This window comes from Bacillus sp. TH30 (assembly GCF_016650875.1).
Lineage (GTDB): Bacteria > Bacillota > Bacilli > Bacillales > Bacillaceae_G > Bacillus_A > Bacillus_A mycoides.
Window position 1 is genome coordinate 551,714 of sequence record NZ_JAEKEY010000002.1, and the last position, 22,942, is coordinate 574,655.

At 35.7% G+C, this 22,942-nt stretch carries 13 protein-coding genes and 4 pseudogenes; 4 read left to right on the forward strand and 13 right to left on the reverse strand.

What is annotated here, in order from left to right; genetic code table 11:
- Positions 1 to 131 precede the first annotated feature (131 nt).
- The 4 genes and pseudogenes from JFU20_RS05085 to JFU20_RS05100 all read right to left on the reverse strand — a co-directional run bounded on the left by JFU20_RS05085 (position 132) and on the right by JFU20_RS05100 (position 4,551).
- Complete coding sequence (locus JFU20_RS05085; protein ID WP_002064965.1) at positions 132 to 437, reverse strand: hypothetical protein; 306 nt, start codon at positions 435 to 437, stop codon at positions 132 to 134.
- Positions 438 to 600: 163 nt separating this feature from the next.
- Positions 601 to 2,583, reverse strand: a complete 1,983-nt coding sequence (locus JFU20_RS05090) for a methyl-accepting chemotaxis protein (protein WP_002064964.1) — start codon at positions 2,581 to 2,583, stop codon at positions 601 to 603.
- A 208-nt stretch (positions 2,584 to 2,791) separates the two neighbouring features.
- A complete protein-coding gene (gene rsgA / locus JFU20_RS05095) occupies positions 2,792 to 3,841 on the reverse strand; it encodes a ribosome small subunit-dependent GTPase A (protein ID WP_201038390.1) in 1,050 nt (349 codons plus the stop codon).
- A gap of 182 nt (positions 3,842 to 4,023) precedes the next feature.
- Positions 4,024 to 4,551: pseudogene (locus tag JFU20_RS05100) on the reverse strand (DinB family protein).
- A gap of 196 nt (positions 4,552 to 4,747) precedes the next feature.
- On the opposite strand from JFU20_RS05100, the gene JFU20_RS05105 reads away from it, so the two are divergent.
- Positions 4,748 to 5,095, forward strand: a complete 348-nt coding sequence (locus JFU20_RS05105; RefSeq protein ID WP_000426320.1) for a DUF4257 domain-containing protein — start codon at positions 4,748 to 4,750, stop codon at positions 5,093 to 5,095.
- 84 nt (positions 5,096 to 5,179) lie between these two features.
- Positions 5,180 to 5,404, forward strand: coding sequence for a hypothetical protein (locus JFU20_RS05110; protein ID WP_002141385.1), 225 nt, complete (start codon positions 5,180 to 5,182; stop codon positions 5,402 to 5,404).
- Positions 5,405 to 5,434: 30 nt separating this feature from the next.
- Here JFU20_RS05110 and JFU20_RS30545 read toward each other — a convergent pair.
- Positions 5,435 to 5,639: pseudogene (locus JFU20_RS30545) on the reverse strand (hypothetical protein).
- A 19-nt stretch (positions 5,640 to 5,658) separates the two neighbouring features.
- A pseudogene (locus JFU20_RS05115) lies at positions 5,659 to 6,314 on the reverse strand (aldo/keto reductase); the annotation flags it as partial.
- Here JFU20_RS05115 and JFU20_RS05120 point away from each other — a divergent pair.
- A pseudogene (locus JFU20_RS05120) lies at positions 6,314 to 6,448 on the forward strand (transcriptional regulator); the annotation flags it as partial. The pseudogenes JFU20_RS05115 and JFU20_RS05120 overlap by 1 nt on opposite strands.
- A gap of 309 nt (positions 6,449 to 6,757) precedes the next feature.
- Here JFU20_RS05120 and galT read toward each other — a convergent pair.
- Positions 6,758 to 8,242, reverse strand: coding sequence for a UDP-glucose--hexose-1-phosphate uridylyltransferase (gene galT / locus JFU20_RS05125; protein WP_201038391.1), 1,485 nt, complete (start codon positions 8,240 to 8,242; stop codon positions 6,758 to 6,760).
- A gap of 785 nt (positions 8,243 to 9,027) precedes the next feature.
- Here galT and JFU20_RS05130 point away from each other — a divergent pair.
- Positions 9,028 to 12,528, forward strand: coding sequence for an endo-alpha-N-acetylgalactosaminidase family protein (locus JFU20_RS05130; protein ID WP_201038392.1), 3,501 nt, complete (start codon positions 9,028 to 9,030; stop codon positions 12,526 to 12,528).
- A gap of 251 nt (positions 12,529 to 12,779) precedes the next feature.
- On the opposite strand, the gene JFU20_RS05135 is transcribed toward JFU20_RS05130, so the two are convergent.
- The 6 genes from JFU20_RS05135 to JFU20_RS05160 all read right to left on the reverse strand — a co-directional run bounded on the left by JFU20_RS05135 (position 12,780) and on the right by JFU20_RS05160 (position 22,838).
- Positions 12,780 to 17,156 (reverse strand): endo-alpha-N-acetylgalactosaminidase family protein, encoded by a 4,377-nt coding sequence (locus JFU20_RS05135; protein ID WP_201038393.1) that lies wholly within the window; start codon positions 17,154 to 17,156, stop codon positions 12,780 to 12,782.
- A 400-nt stretch (positions 17,157 to 17,556) separates the two neighbouring features.
- Complete coding sequence (gene lacD / locus JFU20_RS05140) at positions 17,557 to 18,564, reverse strand: tagatose-bisphosphate aldolase (protein WP_201038394.1); 1,008 nt, start codon at positions 18,562 to 18,564, stop codon at positions 17,557 to 17,559.
- A gap of 15 nt (positions 18,565 to 18,579) precedes the next feature.
- Entirely contained in the window at positions 18,580 to 19,515 is a 936-nt protein-coding gene (lacC, locus tag JFU20_RS05145; RefSeq protein WP_201038395.1) for a tagatose-6-phosphate kinase, read from the reverse strand.
- A 26-nt stretch (positions 19,516 to 19,541) separates the two neighbouring features.
- Complete coding sequence (nagA, locus tag JFU20_RS05150; protein WP_201038396.1) at positions 19,542 to 20,690, reverse strand: N-acetylglucosamine-6-phosphate deacetylase; 1,149 nt, start codon at positions 20,688 to 20,690, stop codon at positions 19,542 to 19,544.
- Between the two features lie 23 nt (positions 20,691 to 20,713).
- Entirely contained in the window at positions 20,714 to 21,877 is a 1,164-nt protein-coding gene (locus JFU20_RS05155) for an SIS domain-containing protein (RefSeq protein WP_201038397.1), read from the reverse strand.
- 64 nt (positions 21,878 to 21,941) lie between these two features.
- Entirely contained in the window at positions 21,942 to 22,838 is an 897-nt protein-coding gene (locus JFU20_RS05160) for an ROK family protein (protein WP_201038398.1), read from the reverse strand.
- Positions 22,839 to 22,942 lie beyond the last annotated feature (104 nt).

Sequence of the window (22,942 nt, forward strand, 5' to 3'; positions counted from 1 at the left end):
AGTATTTTCAGTTCACTCTCTATTCACTAGTATGTTCCCTTACTGATAACTTATCACTTTTCTTATTTCCTACACACTACTTATAACTCTTAAAAAACCACAAAAAAGAAGAGTAATTTATATCACTCTCCTCATAAGATTTTCCCTGTAGCTGCTAATGCTAACACTATAATTAAACTTGCAAATAATAGTGATACAATTAAACTAAAAATCGGTAATATTTTCTTTTCATTCTTCTTAAATAATAACCTTAAACTAAGAATGATATTTAATGGAACAAATATAAAATAAAAGTATTTAACGATTTGTAATGAGCTATTTGAAAGTGTTTTAAATACAAACACTTCAATTAAAAAAGCAACAAAGAATAAAATGCTTAACCAAAACGAGACATAGCTAAGCCAAGAATGTCTTTTCGTTCCCCAATACACTCCCATACTGATCTCCTTTAAACGTAGTCTATATTATATTAATTATACACCCGCTTAACAAATTCCTCTATTTTTCGACAAACATTAAATACATTGAACCTCTAATCCGTTTATCAGCTAAAAGACTGTCTCTAATAGCACTAATGCTATTTTGAGACAGCCTCCCCTTTTATACTTTAAATCTTTCAATTAATACTTGTAACTCTTCAGCCATTTGAGATAGTGTACCAGCTGCAGAACCAATTTCCTCCATGGAAGCTAGCTGCTCCTCAGCTGACGCTGCAACACTTTGTGTACTCGTCGCATTATTTTGTGCCGTCATAGCAATTTGACCAACCGAAATAGATACTTCATTTGCACCTTTTGACATCCCATTAGCTGTTTCAACCATCGTTTTAATTTGGTCAGCAATTTCATTTGTAGATTGTAAAATTTCAGTGAAATTTTGTTTTGTTTCATTTGCAATAACAAGTCCAGATTGCACTTCTTCATTTACATTATTCATAGATTTTACTGTCTTACTCATATCATCTTGTATTTCACAAATTAATTTACTAATTTCACTTGATGATACACTAGATTGTTCTGCTAATTTTCGTACTTCATCAGCAACAATTGCAAAGCCTCTTCCATGCTCACCAGCTCTTGCAGCCTCAATTGCTGCATTTAAAGCTAGAAGATTTGTCTGATCTGCAATATTTTGAATAACTTCTAAAATATCACCAATTTGCTTTGATTTGTTATTCAACAACTGAATAACAGCATCTGACTGTGAAACAGATTCCGCAATAGATTGCATTTGATTTACTGTTTTTCCAACTAGCTTTCCACCATCTTCTGCTTTTTCGCGAGTGTGAGCAGAAGCAGTATTAATAGATGATGAGCTATTTGCTACATGCTGAATCCCTTCTGTTACATCAAACAGTAACATAGCACCATTTTCTACGCTTGCTGTTTGCGTCGTTGCACCACTTGATATTTCATCCATTGCTGATGTAATTTGTTCAGTCGCTTCACTCGCTTGTCTCACACTTGCTGTTAACTCTTCAGATGCAGCTGCAACATGCCCTGCTGAAGTATTAATTCTTCCAATTAACGTTCTTAGTGAATCTGTCATTTCATTAAAACCTTTTGCAAGTTGACCGATTTCATCGTTTGAATTAATTTCAATTGTTTGCGTTAAATCTCCTTCACTTATTTCTTTAGAAGTGGCAACTAATCTCTTTAAAGGTTTTGTAATAGAAAGAGTTACGAAATAAATAAGTGCCCCTCCTACAACTAATGAAATAAGCATAACAATTAACATATTATAAAATACAGGCTGAGCAGCTTCAATTACTTCATTTGAGTACATCGTTCCACCGATTTTCCAACCTGTTTTTAAGTTTGTAGCAAATACCATTTTCTTTTCACTACCATCATACGTGTATGAAAAAGTGCCTTGATTATCTTCGTAAATTCTCTTTGCCCAAGAATCAGCTGCTTTATCTCCTGGTTTTTCTTGAGGATGCGCAATTATTTTTTGTTTTCCATCTAAAATGAAAGTATATCCTTCTTTACCAATATTGATTAACTTTGTTGTTTTCAATAAATTCTCTAAACTTAAATCTACCGCAACAACACCATTTTTATCTTCTGTTTGTTTCGCAATCGTTACGACAATATGTCCATTTCCTTTCGCCTTATACGGTTCAGTGACCACGATTCCACCTTGTTTACTCACTGCATCTTTATACCAAGAACGAGTTGTTGGATCGTAATCTGCTGCCATTTGTATATTTGGTTCTTGCACAAACTTCTTATCATTGCCGGCAACATATACTTGTTCAATATCTTTATTTAAATTAATATATTGAGATAATACCTTTCTTAATTCATCTTGATTATCTCCTTGATACATATCACTATGAATCACTCGTGCAAAGTTATTTACTTCGTTAAATTTCGCCTCAATCATTTGATTGATTAAATTATCTAATATTTTTATATTATCGTGAGCACTACTCGTAATTTGTGATTCAAAATTCTTTTTAGCCGTTTGATAAGACATTCCTCCAATAATAGAGACAGCCGCAATTAAAATTATCAAAAATGAAATTAATAGCTTTTTTGCTACTTTTATATCTCGAAACCACCTTAACAGTTTACTCATTATAAACCTCCTACATTTAAATATTAAGTTTTAAAGATAAATAACCAATTATGAATATATCCCATTCCCTATCCTCTATTTTTACAATTCGTTTTTGATAAACACCTTGTAAAGTTTAAACAAATATTCCCCCTTTGTCTATATATATGAATAATATTATTATAAAATTTACAAATACAAAAAACCAAAGGAATAGTCCTTTGGTTTTTTACATTTTTTTATGTTGTTTAGAAATCTTCTTCCACTTATCACGCTCAGCTCTTGCGAGAATAGCATCTTGTTTTCTCATAAAATACGCCAATTCTCTTTGCAACTTTTTATAGCTTTGCAAACGATTTATCGTCATTAGCCCGTTATCAATTGCTTTATGCACTGCGCATCCTGGTTCATTCTCATGTTTACAATCTCGAAAGCGGCATGTTTTTGCAAATTCTTCAATATCGGAAAATGTAGTTTGAATTGCCGTGCTTCCTTCCCAAAGCTGAAGTTCCCTCATACCAGGCGTATCAATTACTAAACCGCCACTCGGTAATTGGAACAATTCACGGTGAGTTGTCGTATGCCTTCCTTTACTATCTTCTTCACGTATATCTCCGGTTTTTGCTACAGCTGTTCCTATTAATGCATTTAATAAAGTAGATTTCCCTGCACCTGAAGATCCAACTAAAGCAATTGTTTTTCCTGGTGAAACAAATTGTTGCAATAATTCTATTCCGACGTACACTAAGCTATCAACAACAAATATAGGAACACCGATTGCTACCGCTTCAGTTTCTGCAATTTTCTGTTCCACATCTTCACATAAATTACTCTTCGTTAAAACAATAACAGGCATTGCACCACTCTCATAAGCCACCAGCAAATAACGTTCCATCCTTCTTACGTTGAAATCATGGTTAAGTGCATTCACTAAAAATAGATAATCTACATTTGTTGCGATAATTTGTTCTTCAGTTCTGTTACCAGCTTCTTGTCTTGAAAAAGAACTTCTTCTCGGAAAAATACGGTGAATAATTGCCTTTTTCTCATTTTCTATTTTCTTTATATATACCCAATCCCCAACTGCCGGATAATCTCCCTTCGTTAACGCTTCATGACGAAACTTCCCAGACAGTTCCGCTACATATTCACCATCATTACAAATAATCCGATATATATGCTTATGCTCAAGTAAAATACGCCCTACTTCATAGTTCTCTACAGCTTGTTCTTCAAAAAAAGAATCCCATCCGAAAGATTCTAAAATATTTTGATCCAAATTGATATCCTCCCTAGTTTGAACTTAGTGGAAGGATCGTGCGCTCACTTATAGAGTATCGCCCTTTCCGTCCACCTTTGTATTTGGTTTATTATTCATATAAGTTAATTTCGCCATAATACATCACCCCGTTCTTATTTTAATTACTCTCATTATATGGAATATTGATTTAAAAAGCTACCTCATTTAACGTAATTTTCAAATAACTTATTTTTTAGCATTTTAATTTGTCCGCGATGACTAATTTCATCTTCTAGCACATGAAACCAAAGGTAGTGCTGATTATACGCTACACCGTTAGGCTACTTTCTTTCTGACATTAGCCATGTATCATCTACTTCACTCAAATACTTTAGCGACTCTTCTCGAACACTTTTCAAAAGTTGTACATAATACGGTATGTCATAGCCACGAATAGATTTCCCTGCTTCCCCTAAATACAGTGCATCTTCCCATATTTCTAATTCTTCTTTTGTAAAGTCACGCTTTTGAAATGAAATAAGCTGATGTGCTTTTTCAATAGCTGCTATATGCTTTAGTAACGCTCCGATGGAATTCCCTCCACTCGGCATAATTAAATCTAATTGCTCAACTGATAGCTCGTTTATTTCCTGTAATGTTACAGCCCTCGTATGTTCCAGCATGCTTACTAATTCCCCTATATTTTTTGTATAACCATCTACACTTCTTATTCGATAATCTATATTCATATCACGCACCCCTTTCTACATTCATATTAAGGAATAACCGCTTCATACAATAGACTGAAATATATCAGATTTTTCTGTTATAATTAAATTGAATACGGAATAAACCTAAACAAACTTTCTCAATATGCTTATATGAAATATTAAAAGGAATCAATATCAAATTATCGAATCTTATTCACTAAAAGGAGTGGATTCGATGGAAATGTATCAATGGCTAACCGCTGTTCTCGTTGGTGGCATTACTGGCTTCGTTTCCCATCTGATCAATAACCAAGGCAAGTTATTGCTTCCACGCCGTTTAAAAACTTTTTTTCATTTTGGATTTTTAACTGATATTTTTACAGGTAGCCTCGCCGCACTTCTTGGACTCGTTTTATTCGATGTCACCTTAATAAAAGAAATTATAAAAGTCTCCATTGTGACCGCTATTTCCGGTCAAACGTTTTTACTTCACCAAGCTCTTGGTGGTGAACAGGCTAAAAATACGCAAATTGGGAAAGCTGATGAGAAAATCCAAGAAATTGACAAACTATTACGACGTTAGTCTATACTTTCTCTAAAAATTATTGTTATAATAAAAAATAAATATTTTCTATTGCGTCGTTTGTCAGAAGAAAGGGTGTTTCGTATGACAAAAAAGAAAATAGAAGATTTCTTAACAAACACCGAAAAAGAGGAACTGCTAGAAAACTATAAATGTTTACGAGAAGCCCGCACAAAAAGCGAAGCTAACTATTTTGGTGAGGCAGTAGACCATCTATTAAATAAAGTAAAAAAACGAATTATTAAAGAAGCAGGAATACATGATGAAAATGCGGCAACAGTTCAATCTAAACGAAAAGCACTGTTTTAGCTAAAACAGTGCTTTTTATTACGGCATTTTTCACATTACTTTCACATCTATTTCACAAATATAAGTATTCCTATATGTTAAACTAAGTATATCCTTTTCCAAGGAACTATATGCCGATATATAAATCCCTATCTCTTTAGGGATTTTTTATTTTTGGATTCCCCATAATTTTATTACAATACATTTCTATTATTTGTCTACTTTTTTTACCCCCTGTACTCAAAAGCTCCTTCATGTATTTCTTCTCTTTTTAACTAATCTTCTAAAATAGATTCAATCTCTTTCATAACTTTTTCATTCAATGAAACATCCACTGCTCTTACACTTTCTCTTATTTGCTCCGCTCGTTTCCCACCAGGAATAACAGTATCAATTCCTTTTTTATTTAATAGCCATGCTAAAGCTAAATGTGATACTTCAAGATTCATTTCTTTAGCTAAATCTTTTAACATCTCAACTTTTTTAAAGTTATTTTTATATGTATTTTCTTCAAATAGATTTACACTTTGACGCCAATCGCCTTCGTTTAATTTAAAATTTTCTGTATATTTCCCGCCTAGTATCCCAAAAGCAAGAGGCCCGTACGGTATAAATGAAATACCTGATTCTATACAATATGGCAAAAGTTCTTCCCCAGCAGCACGATCCAACATATTATACGGTGATTGTACAACATCTATATGTCCGTGCTGATTCGCTTCTTTTAGTTGCTCTACATTTACGTTAGATATTCCAATTGAACGAATTTTTCCTTCTTCTTTTAGGCGAGTAAGCTCTCCAATTGAATCTATGTAACTTGTTTCAGGATTTGTAAAATGTAAATAATATAATCAGTTTGTAATCTTCTTAAGCTATTTTCCACAGCATTTCTTAAATAGCTTCGTTCATTATTAATATGAACCTCTCCATGTGTTACGTGAATCTGGTGTTATGTATACACGCCTTGAAGGCACACAACGTTTCATTTCAATTCGTGAAGATGACTTAAATGCTAGATTCCCCGGTTTATTAGACGTCGTAATACATGCAACAGAACCGTACTAAAAAACATCTCATATGAATATGAGATGTTTTTTATTTTTTGCTATTCTTTTAATAAAATGCAACTCTAATCAGTCGGGAATTTGTTCATCACATACTAGGAATATATGCGTTTCATTCTTTTTACTTTATTTTTGTACTGGATCCTTTGGACACTTTAATTATTTGATTACATTTTATACACATCATTAATATAGGACCACCTATCTGTTTCAATTCCTGTAGTTGCTTATGCTCACACTCCTCCATATTATTACCTCCCTTATCATATAATTTGGTCATTTGTAATCACCATAACTACCAGATCCATTCCTAATTTAAGGTCTGAATAAAACGTTTAAAAGCCGATATCCCTTCGTCATCTCGTTTAAAAACACCAGCATCTTCAAGCGCCTGTATAAATTTCCGTCCCACTTCTTCTTTTATAATTTCCTGTACATTTTGTTCATTTATCCGATTGTCATATTTGTTTTTTAGTTGTTCTGCCCATCGTATATGAGGCGATGGAATATCACTTGGAATGTTAAGTAAGAATTTTTCCACTTCCTGAAGTTCTGTTTTTAAACGAGCAGGAAGTACAGCTAACCCCATTACTTCAATCAGACCGATATTTTCCTTTTTAATATGTTGTATTTCCGCATGAGGGTGGAAAATACCCAGCGGATGTTCTTCACTGGTACAATTGTTTCGCAAAACTAAATCCAATTCGTACATACCATTCCGGTAGCGGGCAATCGGCGTAATCGTATTATGTGGAACATCATTCGTAAATGCAAATGTATTAACAGAAGGGTCACTATATCCCTTCCACCTCTCTAATATGTACTCCCCTGCATTTACTACTTGTTCTATATCGTTACTTCTTAAACGAATAACTGACATGGGCCATTTAACAATAGAACATTGGATTGCTGGAAAGTTGGTTAGTTCAAAGACCAGGTCGTTCGATGCATTTGCCATAGCAAATTCATAGTTTCCGCCTTGATAGTGGTCATGTGTTAGAATAGATCCTCCTACAATTGGCAAATCTGCATTAGAACCAAGGAAATAATGCGGGAATTCTTCTACAAATTTTAACAAGCGTAAAAATGTTTGACGGTCAATTTTCATATCGCGGTGTTCTGAGGACAATACAATACAGTGTTCATTGAAGTATATATACGGAGAATACTGCAGAAACCAGCTTTCATCTGTAAGATTCATACGAATCATACGATGATTCGAGCGTGCAGGATGTCCAATCCTGCCCATATATCCTTCATTCTCAATACAGAGTAAACATTTTGGATAACCCGTACTTTCCAATACTTTTTCTCTTGCAATTTGTTTTGGGTCTTTTTCCGGCTTTGATAAGTTAATCGTTATATCAATGGTACCGTATTCCGTATTTACTTTATAATTTATATTTTTGGCAATTTGCTTCATTTGGATATAGTTGCTGTTTTTACTTAATTCATAGAAGTAATCTGTCGCAGCCTTCGGATTTTGTTCGTATTTTTCATAAAATAGAGCATTGATAACGGACGGTTTGGACATAAAAACATCCATAATTGCACTTGCTAAAATCTCCTTCTCATCCAGTACTTCCTCAATGACTTTATGCATACAAGCATATTCAATTAACTCTTCCAATAACTCCGAAATTGCTTTCTTTGCGGGCGCTGACGCTTCCACTACAAAGCCATCTAAACGAAGTAAGGAAAGGATTTTATTCCTTGTATATATTGCATCTTCTTGTTCAATCAATTGAATTTCAATAGCACGATCAATTAACTGCTGGATAACTTGATATATCATCAGTATTTACCTCCTCTAGCCTTATATCGGTTTATGTTGTTGCGATACGAGTTCCATGTACCTTTTATAATTTTATGAACAAACGTACGGGATAACCACCAGCCTAATATACATTTCGCTTTCTCCGAAGAAGCTATTAGCATACTTGAATCGCCCGTTTAGCAAGCTATTTTGTTACATTATACGTACGTAAAAACACTTCTACAATCAACATCTTGTCGTATTTTTTAGACATCTTGCTTTTCATTTTTAACATCTCACTAAAAACATAAAAAGTAACATTTCTGGTAGAACTATTTCCGACGATTCAATGAACACAATGTGATCTATCTCCACCGAGATAGACCTTTTAATCACAATATTACACTAGCTATAAAACTACCTTTATACCTCTGTGCCTCTCCCCCTAAAGCCAACCCTTTAATAATAAACGTATCTGCTCCGGTATCGCCTCCGTTTAATTTTTAATGAGCTTCTCAAATAAAATAAGACGGATTTCCTAGCTTTATACGCCAGGATTATTTTTTATTTATCTTATTTTCAACATTACAAAAAACAATATTTCTAAAAAACAGAGCAATATCTCTCTTGTGTAAGCGTTTCAGAAAAAGTAATCTAGTCGTACAGATAGATACTGGAAACTACTTCTGGTTTTAATAGATTCTCGACTACTATACAGGCTTCACATTCTATCAAAATATTAAGTTTAATAGGCCATAAAGTGATCTATACCTGTGAAGAACCATCAATATCAAAAGTGCCAAAATGGAAACGAGGGGGTACATATGAAAAAATCAAAAAAGAAGTTCAGGAGGACAATTGCTACACTTGTAACGGGTTGTGTCGTAGGTTCTACTTGTTTTACAAATGGTTCCCTAATCCACGCTGAGGGAACCACGGATACTAAACAAGCTGAAAGTCAAATCATTCCACAAAGTCCACATACGGTTATTTCATCTAATCAAATGAACGTTCTTGTTGATGTGAATTTTCCAAGAGTCATTCAATACGATTTAAAATCTGGAAATGGAGCAGGAAAGACTTTTTACGGACAGACTGAAGCATTAGATACAATCCTTATTAATGACGTAGCAGTAAAACCAAAAGTAAAAGCAAAAGTTTTATCAGATAAAGTTGTATATGAGATGACGTTAATAGACACTCATAACAATATCTCTGCGGTTATTACTGCTGAGTTGGTTGTTAAAGAGAATATATTAGAATTTAATATTACAAAGATCGTCGACAACAAAATCGTAAAAACTATTGAAATTCCAAATCAAAATTTAATTTCTGTAAATAACAGTCAAAAAGATGCAGTACTAGATGGCGTACAGATGTCAACAAATACACGTATTAATGGTGACCGTCAGGTAAAGGTTGATGAAAATTTAATTACGAAAGATGAAGAGCAAAAAGGATATATGTATGCTTTTCTTTCTACTGATGAATTAAGTGCAAGTATATGGTCTAATACGGAGAATAGTTTAGTAAAAAAATTGGCTTCAGATTCTTATGCTGCAAAGACTGATGCTCAAAGAATTACGGCAAATGCTACGACTAATAGTGCAGGAAAAAAAACAATTGGTCTAAGTAGTACATTCTGGACGTATCAAAAGTCAGAAGAACATCGTAAAGAAGATGGCACTCTAGAGCTAAAGGATGGGACAGTTAATAAGGTAGATGAAATGCCGTCTGTGAAGGTTATCATTACTGCTGACGCTAATGATGATAAAAAGATAAACTGGCAAGACGGAGCAATTGCTTATAGGAAAATTATGAACGAACCTCTAGGGGCAGAAAAAGTTCCAGACTTAGTTGGTTACCGTGTTAACATGAACTTTGGCAGTCAAGCCCAAAATCCTTTCTTAATGGCTTTAGACGGAGTGAAAAAGTTTCATTTAAATACTGATGGACTAGGACAATCTATTCTACTGAAAGGTTATGGTAGTGAAGGGCATGATTCTGGTCATTTAAATTATGCTGACATTGGAACCCGAATTGGCGGTGCAAAGGACATGAAAACATTGCTAACAAAGGGTAAAGAATATGGGGCAACTTTTGGTGTTCATGTGAATGCAAGTGAAACATATCCAGAGTCAAAATATTTCCAAGAAGATCGTTTATTAAAAAATCCAGATGGAACTTATAAGTATGGTTGGAACTGGATTGATCAAGGAATAAACATTAATGCTGATTATGATTTAAGAAATGGCAGAGCACAACGATTCAAAGATTTATATGATGCTCTTGGTGGCAAGAAGAATGATTTAGATTTTATTTATGTAGACGTTTGGGGTAATGGACAGTCAGGTGATAATAGTACATGGCCGAGTCGTCAATTAAGTAAAGAAATAAACAGTTTAGGTTGGCGCTTAGGCAGTGAGTGGGGATATGCGAACGAGTATGATTCCACATTCCAACACTGGGCAGCCGATTTAACTTATGGTGGGTATACCCTAAAAGGTATTAATAGTACCATCACTCGTTTCATTAAAAACCATCAAAAAGATGCATGGATTGGTAACTATCCTAATAATGGAGGCGACGCGGATGCTCCATTATTAGGCGGCTACAGTATGAAAGACTTTGAAGGATGGCAAGGTAGAAGTGACTACAAAGCGTATATTGATAACTTATTTGCGGTGAATATTCCAACCAAATTCATTCAACATTATAAAGTAACACAGTGGGAAGATGGAAAAGCAGTTGAAATGATAGATGATAAACAACAAACTTACAACTGGGTACCAGGTATGAAGACGATATTAAAGGACGAATCTAGTGAAAATACACTTACAATTGAAAGAAAATCGAATGATTTTACAAATGATAAAGATGGCTATCGAACAAGAACTATGACATTAAATGGTAAGCAAATATTTGAAGGTAGACCTGGTGACGAAAAGTATTTATTTCCATGGTCTTGGGATCAAAATGGAAAAAAATTATCAGCAGAGAATGAAAAATTATATCACTGGAACACAAACGGTGGAAAAACAACATGGACTGTTCCAACTGGTTGGCAAGGTTCAGTTAAAGTGTATGAGTTAACAGAATTAGGTAAAGAGAATATGAAAAATGTTAAAATTGAAAATGGAAAAATCACATTAGATGCAAAAAAATCTACTGCATATGTAATTTATAAAGGGCCAAAATCCAACAAAGATGTTAAATGGAGTGAAGGAATGCATCTTATAGATACTGGATTTAACAGCAATTCCCTAAAAGATTGGAAAATCAAAGGAGACTCAAAAGCAGTTAAGATTACGAAGAGTGAAGGTAATAATAATATGCTAACAATCTCCAATAATAAAAAGAAAGTAAATGTTACACAAAAATTAACAGACCTAAAACCTAATACAAAGTATGCTGCATATGTTGGTATAGACAACCGAAGCGAAGCACAAGCAAGCATAACGATTACTTCTAACGACAAAGAGTATACAAATAGTACTGGTAAATCTATCGCTAAAAACTATGTAAGAGCATACGCACATAATACACTAGGCTCTGAGCAAGCAAAAGCTGATGGTCAAATGACTTCAACTGTGGATGGCACAAGTTACTTTCAAAATATGTATGTATTTTTTGAAACAGGTAAAAAAACATCAGATGTAACCATTGATTTATCTAGAGAGGGTGGAAATGGTGCAAGTTACTTTGATGATATTCGCATCGTGGAAAGTAATGCCGAAAACCAAGTAAGCAATAATAAATTTGTACAAGACTTTGAAAATGTTGTACAAGGTATCTATCCGTTTGTAATTGGTAATATTGAAGGCGTAGAAGATAATAGAACACACCTGTCTGAATTACATGCACCATATACACAAAGAGGTTGGAACCAAAAAATAGTAAATGATGTTATCGCAGGCAAATGGTCACTTAAAACGAATGGATTAACGGAAGGTGATGCTCTTGTATACCAAACTATCCCTCAAAACTTCACATTTAAACCAGGGGTAACGTATAAAATTACTTTTGATTATGAAGCAGGTAGTGATGGAACGTATGCAGTAGTGTCAGGTAATGCTCCATTTGAAGAAAAAGGAGTATTAACTAAGGAGGAATTAAAATCAACCGCAAGCAGTGATAAGAATGCAAAAGCTGGCACATATTCCTTTACTTTAACAGGAGATAAATCGGGACAAAGCTGGTTTGGCATTTATTCCACTAATAAAGCAGCTACTACTAACGGTGTGAAAGGCTCGCAAGCTAACTTTAATGGTTACAAAGATATTATGCTTGATAATCTAGTTATTGAAGTAGTGTCAAATAAATAGAATCAGTTGTTATAAATTGAAAGAGGTTGTCTCAAAAGGTCATTAAAAATGATCTTTTGGAGACACCTTATTTTTTTATACTCTATAAACATAAGAGAATCGTTCCTTTCTTTCCGTAATTTGTTTGTGGTGACATACTTATATCAAAAAGAGGTTAACCCATATAGCTACTCAGCTATTTTTGGGTCAACCTCCTTTCATTCACGATATTACACTAACTATAAAACTACCTGCATCTTAAATCAAGATCTTTACCTCTGCGTCTCTCCCCCTGAAGCCACCCTTTCAATACGTAAATTATCTAAAATAAACGTACCTGCTCCGGTATCACCGTTTAAATTCGTTCCATCACTGAAAATTCCGACATAAGTTTGACCGTTCTCAGAACCTGTCACAGTAAACTCTGCTGTTTTTGTATCAGTAGATGCAGTAAGAGTGTTATTCACACTCAATCCCTTTGCACTCGCAATGTCTCGAACATCAATTTCTTGATCCCCTGAAATAACGCGGAATGCATTTGCTGTTGTTTGATAGTCAAATGATACTTTATAAGTTACGCCAGGTTCGAAACGATAATTTTGAGGAATAGTACGGTACAGCAAACCTTTATTTCCAGTGTTTACTTTAACGGACCAATTCCCACCTAATACATCATCGACTAATTTTTTACCTGCCCAGCCTTTTTGCGTATATGGAGCATGCAGTTCAGACAGATGAATTCTGTTGTCTTCTACACCTTCTGTGTTACCAATAACGAATGGGTAAATACCTTGTACCACCGTTTCAAAATCTTGTTTAAATTCCGTTGATGAGACATGATTTTTTAAGGACTTTTGAACGATCCGAATATCATCAAATTTTGTGTTTCCTTTTCCGGAATCACGGCTGAGAGTTAATGTAGCTTTATTAGATAAAGCTGTAAAGCTCACTTGCATGATTTGCATTTTGCTATTGTATCCATCATTTGAAGCATGTGAATCTGCCTTAACATAGTTCTTTTGCAGGCTGCGAAGTGTGTAATTGCTAACGTCTTCTTTCCCACCTGTTACCATAATTCCAGCCTTTACATCACTATTGTTTTCAACATATACCTCTGCTACATAATCTTTACCTGGTTCCAAACCAGTAAGAACACGGGAAACAGTTGTATCTTTTGACGGACTATCAATATTCAAGTAGTAATCTCCACTACTTAAATTACGGTTGCTTCCAGTTTGATTCGTTCTAACGACGCTTACAGCTTTGTTATCACCTTGAATAGTTGTATATGCACTTACTTTTCCTGTATTGAATCCCGCGTCATATATATGAGCACCCTTGCTCCAATCATAGTCAAGGATTTCCAAACCTTTATCTCTTTTTGGTACAACAACATAAGGAGTTGCCGCACTAGCTGTCAAAGTTACCTTATTATTTACTACCTTGACTTCCTTCATATCTGCTCTACCGCGATCTGTCAGTTTGTATACATAAACACTAGATACACCCTTATATTCATCTGGAAGTGTCCAAGTAGTTGTACCACCTTCCAAATTCCAGTGATACAGTTTTTCAGAATTAGAAGTTGGATTTTTAAAGTCTTGTTTCACCCAAGGAATTAAATAAGCTTGACCATCAAGTATAACATTTCCATTCAGTTTAATAACACGTTCCCTAGAATTGTCTTTTCTAGTTACATCGACAACATCCCCATTACTTGGGTCTTTCAATTTTATTTCCTTTTCTAAGTTTGTCTTGCTTTTATCACCTTCTACATCTGTCCAATTCGTTACATAATATTTTTGTAAGAATTTAGTAGGTAGATTAGTATCAAATGTCATGCGAATAAAACTTTCAAAATTCTTATCAGATTGCCACCCTTCGAAGCCAGCTAATTCAAATCCACCAAGCAATGGATGGTCAGCAGTTCCTCCTACTTCAGGCCAATTTAACACCCAAGAATCTCTTTGGTGATTGCTAATAAAGCGCAGTACTTCTGAGTTGATACCTTTGCTTTCCGGTCCACCGTAGTTTTTATCGGTAGCCCAGTGTTGCCACGTTGAATAATTGGCCATAGAACCACCAAATTCCGTTGTTAGTCTCCAGCCCCTATCTTTAAATTGATCTGCTATTCTATTTGATTCCCATTGATTTTGATACCATACATCCAAATAAATAAAGTCAAGATCTGAAACAGCAGCTTTCAATTCATCTAGTCTTTTCGCACGTGCTCCAGAATACAAATCTTTTAATTTATTAATTGTATAAGATTGATCTAACCATCCCCACCCTAAAGAATTTGGACGATCAATAAAATCATTGTTGAAAGCTTTCGCTTCAGGATAAACTTCTTGCGCATTTATATGGACACCAAATTGGGTATTATACTTACGCCCCTCTTTAATAAGCGTATCCAAATCTTTAACACCGCCCATACGCTCACCCACATTGCCATAATCCGGATGACCACTATCATGTCCTTCGTTTGCATATCCTTTTAATAAAACAGCTTGCCCCAATTCATCTGTAGCAAGAGCAACCTTTTTAACATTATCTGCTGTTTTTAAGAATGGTTGTTGTACTTGTGATCCGAAATTCATGGCAATACGCATTCCAACATTATTGTTTACATCTTGATATCCTTTAATGTCTTGCATAATATCACGGTATGCAATCGCCGCATCCTGCCAATCTGTCTTATTATCAGTATTCAAATCTTTAGCGATAGCTATTTTAATAGTTGGCTTATTTTTTTGTGGTTCTGGCATAAAATCTCTTTGGTAATAGAGTGCACTAGAACCTATCCCCATTGCTTTCGCACCATTTTTATTTACATATCGATTTGCAACTAAGTTTTTATAGCCATCCACTTCTGAACTAGACCATACACCTGCACTCAATTCGTCAGTTGACAAAAATGCAGTATAATTTTTAGTAGATGTACCTATTTCCTCCATAGAAGAATCTACGCTTACATCCACATCACCTGATTTCCTAACATCAGTACTAATATTCGTTAATTTAGCCTTTGCACCTTTTTGCTCCGAATTTACTGAGATAACGTTCATATCAGCAAACTCAACTGTTTCAATTTTTGCACTACCATTATTTTTAATTTCATCGAAACTATAAATAACTTTATTATCATTTACTTTCAAAGATACTTTAAATACAGCATCAAGATTTTTAATTTCATCTACAACTTTTAATGTATATAGCACTTCACTATCGCTTAACTTTTCAAAGCTTACTTTAGGATAGTATAGTGCACCATTTACTTTCAATCCGTAAACAGGTGATTCTTGCCCATTCATTACTTTATCGCCAACTTTGTATTTCACAACTCGCGGGAATACTTGGTCAATAGTGACATCCATATACTTTGACTTTAATGTATCTTCTACTGGTGGAGTATCTGGAGGTTTTGGCGCACTATATTCCTTGATTTTGATATTAGAAATCGTAATATCGGCAGCTCCTCGGCTTTTTTCAAACCCAAGTCCCCCCGCTTGATCTACACCACCTGTTAAAGTCCAAGAATCTACCTTTTTACCATCAATGTATAACGTTGCAACATCGTCCATGAATACTAAACGTAAATGGTATGTTTGTTTTGCTTTTAAGGGCACGTTTGAAGTCATCGACGTCCAATTGTTTATAGGTCCAAATGTTTCACCAAAATACTGATCGTTCGTATCCCCTGTTCCTACATATGTGTATGAAGATGCATTTTGAACACGATAGATTAATCCAAAGCGATTCATCTTATCAGTATTAGTAGTAACATCCGCTTCAAAAACACCATTTTTAATCGCTTTCATTTGGTTGTATACAATTCGATTCTTTTGGGTAGATGTAACACCGAAAGTTGCTGAACCATCTTCATTATAAGTAACTTTTCCGTCTCCTGAGATAATTTTAAAGTCGCCTTCTTCTAATTTATTATCCGTAATGTCGACAAGTTTTTCATCTCCTGGATCCGTGCCTCCATCCCCAGGTGCATTTCCTAATTCAATGAGTACTTGACTTTTTTTATTTCCAAAAGCACCGAGTTTAACCGCTTCCTTACCTGTAAGGAGGTTATTTACATCATTAGGTAACGTAACTGATCCAAATAAATCTTTTCCATCTAATGTAATATTCATAGTGGTTCCGTTATAATCAATTTTTATGGAATGTGAGGTCCCAGCCTCTGGAAGTGGAACATTCGGTCTCGTTTTTAACCAATCACCTTTTCCTTGATATTTGTATTCATAGAACCATCCAACTGAGTCGTAGCCTACAAAAACGAAGTTATTATTGTCAATATAATGAGGATAGAAACCAAATCTAGTATCTTCTCCCTTGGTTTCTGGAGTAAAGGTATACGCCATCGTTCCCGATTCTTTAGCGACTTTATTTTGTTCTTGAAAAATTGCAGCTTTAGCCCCATTATCATTTCCGGCACCTGCTCCAAGCCTTGCATAGGACTTCCCATTCTGTTCTATTAATGTATTAATTTCGTTTCCTCCAGATGAAATTGTGACCCATGGATTAGACACATTTGCTCCTACATGTAATGGCACAATCATGCTCACTAAAAATGTTGGCACAATTAGCACAAGTGCAAGAAGGGTATTAAAAGCTCTCTTGAAATGCTTATTCTCCAATTCCTCTCCTCCTTTGAATTTTTAATTTTAGTTAAAGGCAATACCTGCACATTAATTTTTAAAATATACCAAAACCTAAAAGGTACCGCTTTCACTTATGTTTAGAATAGTTTTTTTCAAGCGCCTACACAATAAAGATATTGTTTCTTTTTTTAGGTATATTGTCTTTCAGTAAAGCGCTTACACATTCTGGGTATTATCACCTTTTTTCAGCTATAGTTACTACTACTTTTACTGTTCTGGACTTCCCCCCTAGGGTTTTCACACATTCTGGCCTTACTAAAAAATGAGCAGATAAATGTCTGCTCATTTTTCTTCATTCCGTTTAAAAATTGATTCTGATGCAAATATTTCTTAAAAATAAATGAATTGAAGGATATATGGAAGAAAAGATATTGTACTAACTTTGAAGCTCAGCTGTTACTTTCACTTTAGCAAACCATGAGTTAGCTGTCTCTTTCAACACGAAATTCAGTTCTTCAGTATTCCTTTTACCAATATCTTTTAACCAATCACGACCTGCTTGTTCACCGCCTAAAGCAAACGGTATCACACCGTCTCTCCAAGTTGCCCGACCACATAACACTCCGTTAAAGGTAGAACCAGCGTCTTTAGCAAATTTTAATGTTTCTTGAAATAATTTTGCGCTTACTCCTGCACTCAGGAAAATAAACGGCAGCTCGGTTACTTCACTTTGTTCTTTGAAATAAGAAGCTGCTTTTTCTTTACTGTAAACAAATTCACCTGCTGTATATCCTTCCACAAAGTTCATATCTACTGGAACTTCTACTTTTAATACATCTACTTTGTATTGTGGTTTCGAGAACTCCCTCATAGCCTCAATCACTTTATACGGTTTTATTTTTGCGTATGCTTTACTTTTCACATCATCACTTTCAGCATCATAAGTAACAATCTCCAAGAAAAATGGTATATCTTCAGCTACACACTCAGATCCGATACGTTCCATATAGACATGTTTATAGTTATTAATTTTTTCATCTTCATTGACATCATAGTAGAGTAAGAATTTAATAGCATCGGCACCAGCTTCCTTTAATCGTTTCACTGACCATTCTGGTAATAAATCCGGCAACCGGCCTACTTCTGACGCATCGTATCCAGTTTTTTCATACGCTACGATTAAGCCCGATTCTTTATCGCGGACCTTAGCCGCTGGCAGACCATATTCCGGGTCCAAAAGAATCGCTGTTGCAAATGGTGTTAATTCCTCAGAAACTAACTCTTTGAAACGGATAATGCCCTCATCTCCAACATGACTTGCACCACCAGACGCAATCATTTTTTTCAATGAACCGCGTTGATCAATAGCCAATGCCCCAATTATGCCATTTTCAGCAGATAGCCGTTTTAGAGCTTCCAATTTATTTTTGGTTAGTTCTAACATCAACATTCTCCTCTATCAATCTATTTTTACAACTTTAACGAGATCAAAGTATTGTTTAAACTTATTCACATTAATATAACCAGTTCCAGCTTCCATCGTATTTAACATTCCTGTAGTCATCGCCGTTTTAACAACAGTCTCGACGGTTTGATTTTGATGTAGTGCCACAGCTAACCCTGCAACTGTTGCATCACCTGATCCTACAGGATTGACAACTTCTACTTTCGGAATCGTAACTCTGTAATAGTCCTCGCCGTGCCTAACAAATGCACCTTCACTACCCATTGACACGATAATCCACTCAATCCCAGTAAATAGTTCATGGTTTAATACTTGCTTTAGACCTATGATTCCCGCTTCCATGTTAATGCCCAACAGCTGAGATAATTCCGCTGTATTTGGTTTAATGGCAAATGGTTTTTCTTTATGCACCATCGCTTGTTTTAAAGATTCCCCTGACGAATCCATAATCACTGGAATTCTATTTTTATGACAGATTTCTAGCATTTGATAATAAAATTTAGTCGGTAACCCTTTCGGCAAACTGCCCGAAATTGTCACAAGTGAAGCTGTTGCAAGTAGATATTCGAATTTTTCTAAAAAATCAGTTCCCTCTTCTTTAGATAATGTCGGCCCAGATTCTAAAATCTCTGTTTGCATCCCTTCATGAAGAATGGCAATACAGTTTCTTGATTCTTTTTTGATTTTCAAAAAATCATTTGGAATATTGACTTTATTTAATTCTTGAATAATGTATTCACCAATCGTACCACCAAGCACACCTGTCGCTAGGACAACTTCATCCATTTGAGCAATTACTCGTGCAACATTCAAACCTTTTCCACCAGCAGTTTTATGAACCGTTTCCACACGGTTAACTACATCTAACTTTAATTCATGAATCGGATAGGAAATATCGACCGATGGATTCATGGTGACAGATAAAATCATTGGTACTCCCTCTTTCAGAAAATTGTTTAAGCTTGAAAACGGCATACACCATCAAGATAGGTAGCAGTTACATCCATCGCTGGCGTCATCACAATAAAGTCAGCAGCATATCCCTCGGCAATCTTCCCGCATTCGCCATCGAGCTGAATACTTTTAGCTGGTGCTGTACTCGCCATGTAAATTGCTTCCTCAGGTGTAGCAATTCCCCACTCAACGACATTTTTGACAGCATCTTTTAATTGCAAAATGCTTCCTGCTAAACTTCCGCTTTCCAAACGAGCTATCCCATCTTTTACTTTCACCGGAAATTCTCCTAGTTGATAAGTTCCTTCAGGCATACCTCCAGCCATCATACAATCGGACACCATTACAACCTTTTCTCTGCCGCGGACATTCATTAAAATATTTGAGGCAACAGGATGAACATGATGTCCATCACATATGATTTCGGCATAAACATCTTTTAGATTCATGGCCGCACCGACCATCCCCGGTTCACGATGGTGTAGTGAACTCATTCCATTGAAAGTATGAATAAAAATGGAAGCTCCTTTTTCAACCGCTTGCTTTGCTTCTTCATAAGTTGCGTCACTGTGAGCCAACGCCACTGCAATCCCTTCTCCTACAGCGTACTCAATAAATTCCGCTGCCCCTTTCCTTTCAGGTGCAATCGCAATTTTTTTAATAGAATCATTTGATAATTTCTGCCAAGCTTTCAACATATCAACCGATGGGTCACAAAAATATTTCGTATTTTGTGCCCCTTTATGTTTTTCAGTAAAAAACGGCCCTTCTAAAAAGATCCCTTTAATTTTTGAGCCTTGCACTTTCATGTAATTGGCACCAATCATTTCAACGACGTTATTCAACAATTCTGTTGAGGAAGTTAAGGTCGTCGGTAAAAAGGATGTAACTCCGCAAGAAAGGAGTCCTACCGAAATTTGATTCAGTCCTTCAAAATCATTGTCCATAATGTCGTGATTTCTAAATCCATGAATATGTGTGTCTACTAGACCAGGAGCAATCCAATGCCCTGCATACTCAATGACTTCTGCCGCTTCCTCTGGCCTGTCTTCTGTGAACTTGCAGAATTTCCCATCTTTTATCCCCAAAAAGCCAGGCCCTGCAACCTTCCCCTCAAGAAAGAATTTATCTGCAAAGATAAAAATAGACATGCATTTTTCCCCTACCCTAGTTATTAATATTCGTAGATGGTAACACCTTTGACGACACGGTTCACCGTTCCTGTCGGTGAAGGTGTATCAGGTGTATTACCTACTTTCACGGAAGCTAACAGTGAGACTATTTGCCCAATCATGACAAAAGGTAACGCTAAGTAAGCATCTGGTACAGATTGAGCCTCGCTGCCGAATACAAATCTGTTCCCAGTATAATTAGTTTCTCCATCAACCTCGATGGCACAAATATAACTGGCAATGTCGTCCTGCTGCATTTCTTTTAACATATCTAAATCATATTGACGTGTATAAGGATGGTTAGAAACAAACACGAAAACTAATGATTTTTCGTTTACAAATGATTTTGGACCGTGTCGAAATCCGAGTGGTGAATCAAATGCAGTAACAATTTTTCCAGCTGTCAGTTCTAATATTTTTAATTGTGATTCTTTCGCTAAGCCTTCTAAACTACCAGAACCTAAGTAAATAATTCGGTCAAAATCAAAATCTACTATCTCTTTGATGACGTCTTCTCTTTGAATGATACTTTCACCCATTTGATGAATTTTTTTCACTATCTTTGATTTTTCTTCAGTCGATATAGAATCAAAAACGAGTAAGGCCGTTAACGCCATGCAAGTATAACTTCCTGTCATAGCAAATCCTTGGTCATTTGATTTTTCAGGCATCAATAGCAATAAATTTTTTTCATTCCCTACTGCCCGTTTGGCTAATTTACCGTCTTTCGCACAAGTAATCGTTATCTGATACAAATCCGTTACTATTTGCTCAGCTAATTGTACGGCAGCAACACTTTCCGGGCTATTCCCGCTTCTAGCAAATGAAACGAGTAAGGTTGGAAAATCCTTTTTAAAAAATTGGTAAGGATTTGAAACCAACGTAGTTGTCGGAATGCTTAGCATTTCCCATTGTTGTTCATCCACCTTTTCTTTTAGATAAGGGGTAACTGTATCCCCGACATAGGCAGACGTTCCAGCGCCTGTAAAAATAACTCGAACCCGGCTGTGTTTCGTTAATATTTTTTGTAAAAACTCTTCAATCCCTCTGATTTTCTCCGCATATAAAACAAAGGTTTCAGCCCATAAATCAGGCTGCTGTTTTACTTCCGCCGTTGTTATTGATGCACCTAACGAAACTAAGTTTTCTTGACTTAATGTAAACATATTCGTCCACTCCTCTACCTATTTGCCATCATTCTCTTCATAAAAGAAGATCGGCGCCGCCTCATTACATACCTTCAAACACTCGTAATCCTGCACCAGTAACTCCATTATTTTGTGCCAATGTACTAATACTCATGTGTTCCAAAAGATGTTGTTGTTCAGGAAGCTGATAAATTTTCAGTTTCGCTTTAATTAACTCTAGTAGAAAAGGATTTTTCACAATGACACTGCCACCAAAAACCATTTTGTGTGGATCCAATAAGCAGGAAATCGTATAAAGTCCTTGAGTTAAGTAGTCGGTTACTTCGTTGATGATGAACTGATATTCCGGTACCTCGTTTATATAGCCAGCAAAAACATCCTTTGTTGAAATAGTATCTACCTGTAAGTCCCTTTCGGCTATTCTTTGGATCCCTGGCCCAGCAGCGATTTTTTCTAATCGTTCATTGATCCCCTTCGAGAGGGCAGGAATCAGACCCAGTTCTCCAGCAAATCCTGCTCCCCTAAAAAATGAGCCGTTATGAATGATAGAACAAGATATTCCCGTACTTATAGTCACGTAGACAAAGGTTTCATTCCTTTTTACATGCGCTGCTTTCCATTCGGCATAAGCCGCCATATAGACATCATTGTCAATCGTGATTCGCTGGATACCAAATTGTTCCTGCAAACGGACTGAAATAGGAAACTGTCTCCAAGGTAAATTATTTTGAAAAACGGCAATTCCCTTCTCGTAATCCACTTTTCCCGGTACCCCAACGCCAATACCCTCGATATCAACGATGGAAATCGATGATTTTCTGAGAACTTGTTCCACAGCTTCTACAACTCTACCAAACATTTTTTCCCGGTCTGAAGGATCACTTTTTATTTCCGAACGTTCAAGCAGTTCGCCTGTATCCGAAATGACTCCCGCTGCAATCTTCGTTCCCCCAATATCAATGCCGACTGCCTTTTTCATTTGTCCGCACCCCTAGGTTTGTATTTGAAGTATTGAGTAATGTTTTATAATTGTTATCGTTAAACATATATATGCGATTCCTTGATCAATCCACTTGCCCTGGT

What these genes read in the sequence shown, in the direction of transcription:
- JFU20_RS05085 (WP_002064965.1), bottom strand. Translation starts at nt 437, where the DNA reads ATGGGAGTGTATTGGGGAACGAAAAGACATTCTTGGCTTAGCTATGTC.
- JFU20_RS05090 (WP_002064964.1), bottom strand. Translation starts at nt 2,583, where the DNA reads ATGAGTAAACTGTTAAGGTGGTTTCGAGATATAAAAGTAGCAAAAAAG.
- JFU20_RS05105 (WP_000426320.1), top strand. Translation starts at nt 4,748, where the DNA reads ATGGAAATGTATCAATGGCTAACCGCTGTTCTCGTTGGTGGCATTACT.
- JFU20_RS05110 (WP_002141385.1), top strand. Translation starts at nt 5,180, where the DNA reads ATGACAAAAAAGAAAATAGAAGATTTCTTAACAAACACCGAAAAAGAG.
- galT (WP_201038391.1), bottom strand. Translation starts at nt 8,242, where the DNA reads ATGATATATCAAGTTATCCAGCAGTTAATTGATCGTGCTATTGAAATT.
- JFU20_RS05130 (WP_201038392.1), top strand. Translation starts at nt 9,028, where the DNA reads ATGAAAAAATCAAAAAAGAAGTTCAGGAGGACAATTGCTACACTTGTA.
- lacD (WP_201038394.1), bottom strand. Translation starts at nt 18,564, where the DNA reads ATGTTAGAACTAACCAAAAATAAATTGGAAGCTCTAAAACGGCTATCT.
- lacC (WP_201038395.1), bottom strand. Translation starts at nt 19,515, where the DNA reads ATGATTTTATCTGTCACCATGAATCCATCGGTCGATATTTCCTATCCG.
- nagA (WP_201038396.1), bottom strand. Translation starts at nt 20,690, where the DNA reads ATGTCTATTTTTATCTTTGCAGATAAATTCTTTCTTGAGGGGAAGGTT.
- JFU20_RS05155 (WP_201038397.1), bottom strand. Translation starts at nt 21,877, where the DNA reads ATGTTTACATTAAGTCAAGAAAACTTAGTTTCGTTAGGTGCATCAATA.
- JFU20_RS05160 (WP_201038398.1), bottom strand. Translation starts at nt 22,838, where the DNA reads ATGAAAAAGGCAGTCGGCATTGATATTGGGGGAACGAAGATTGCAGCG.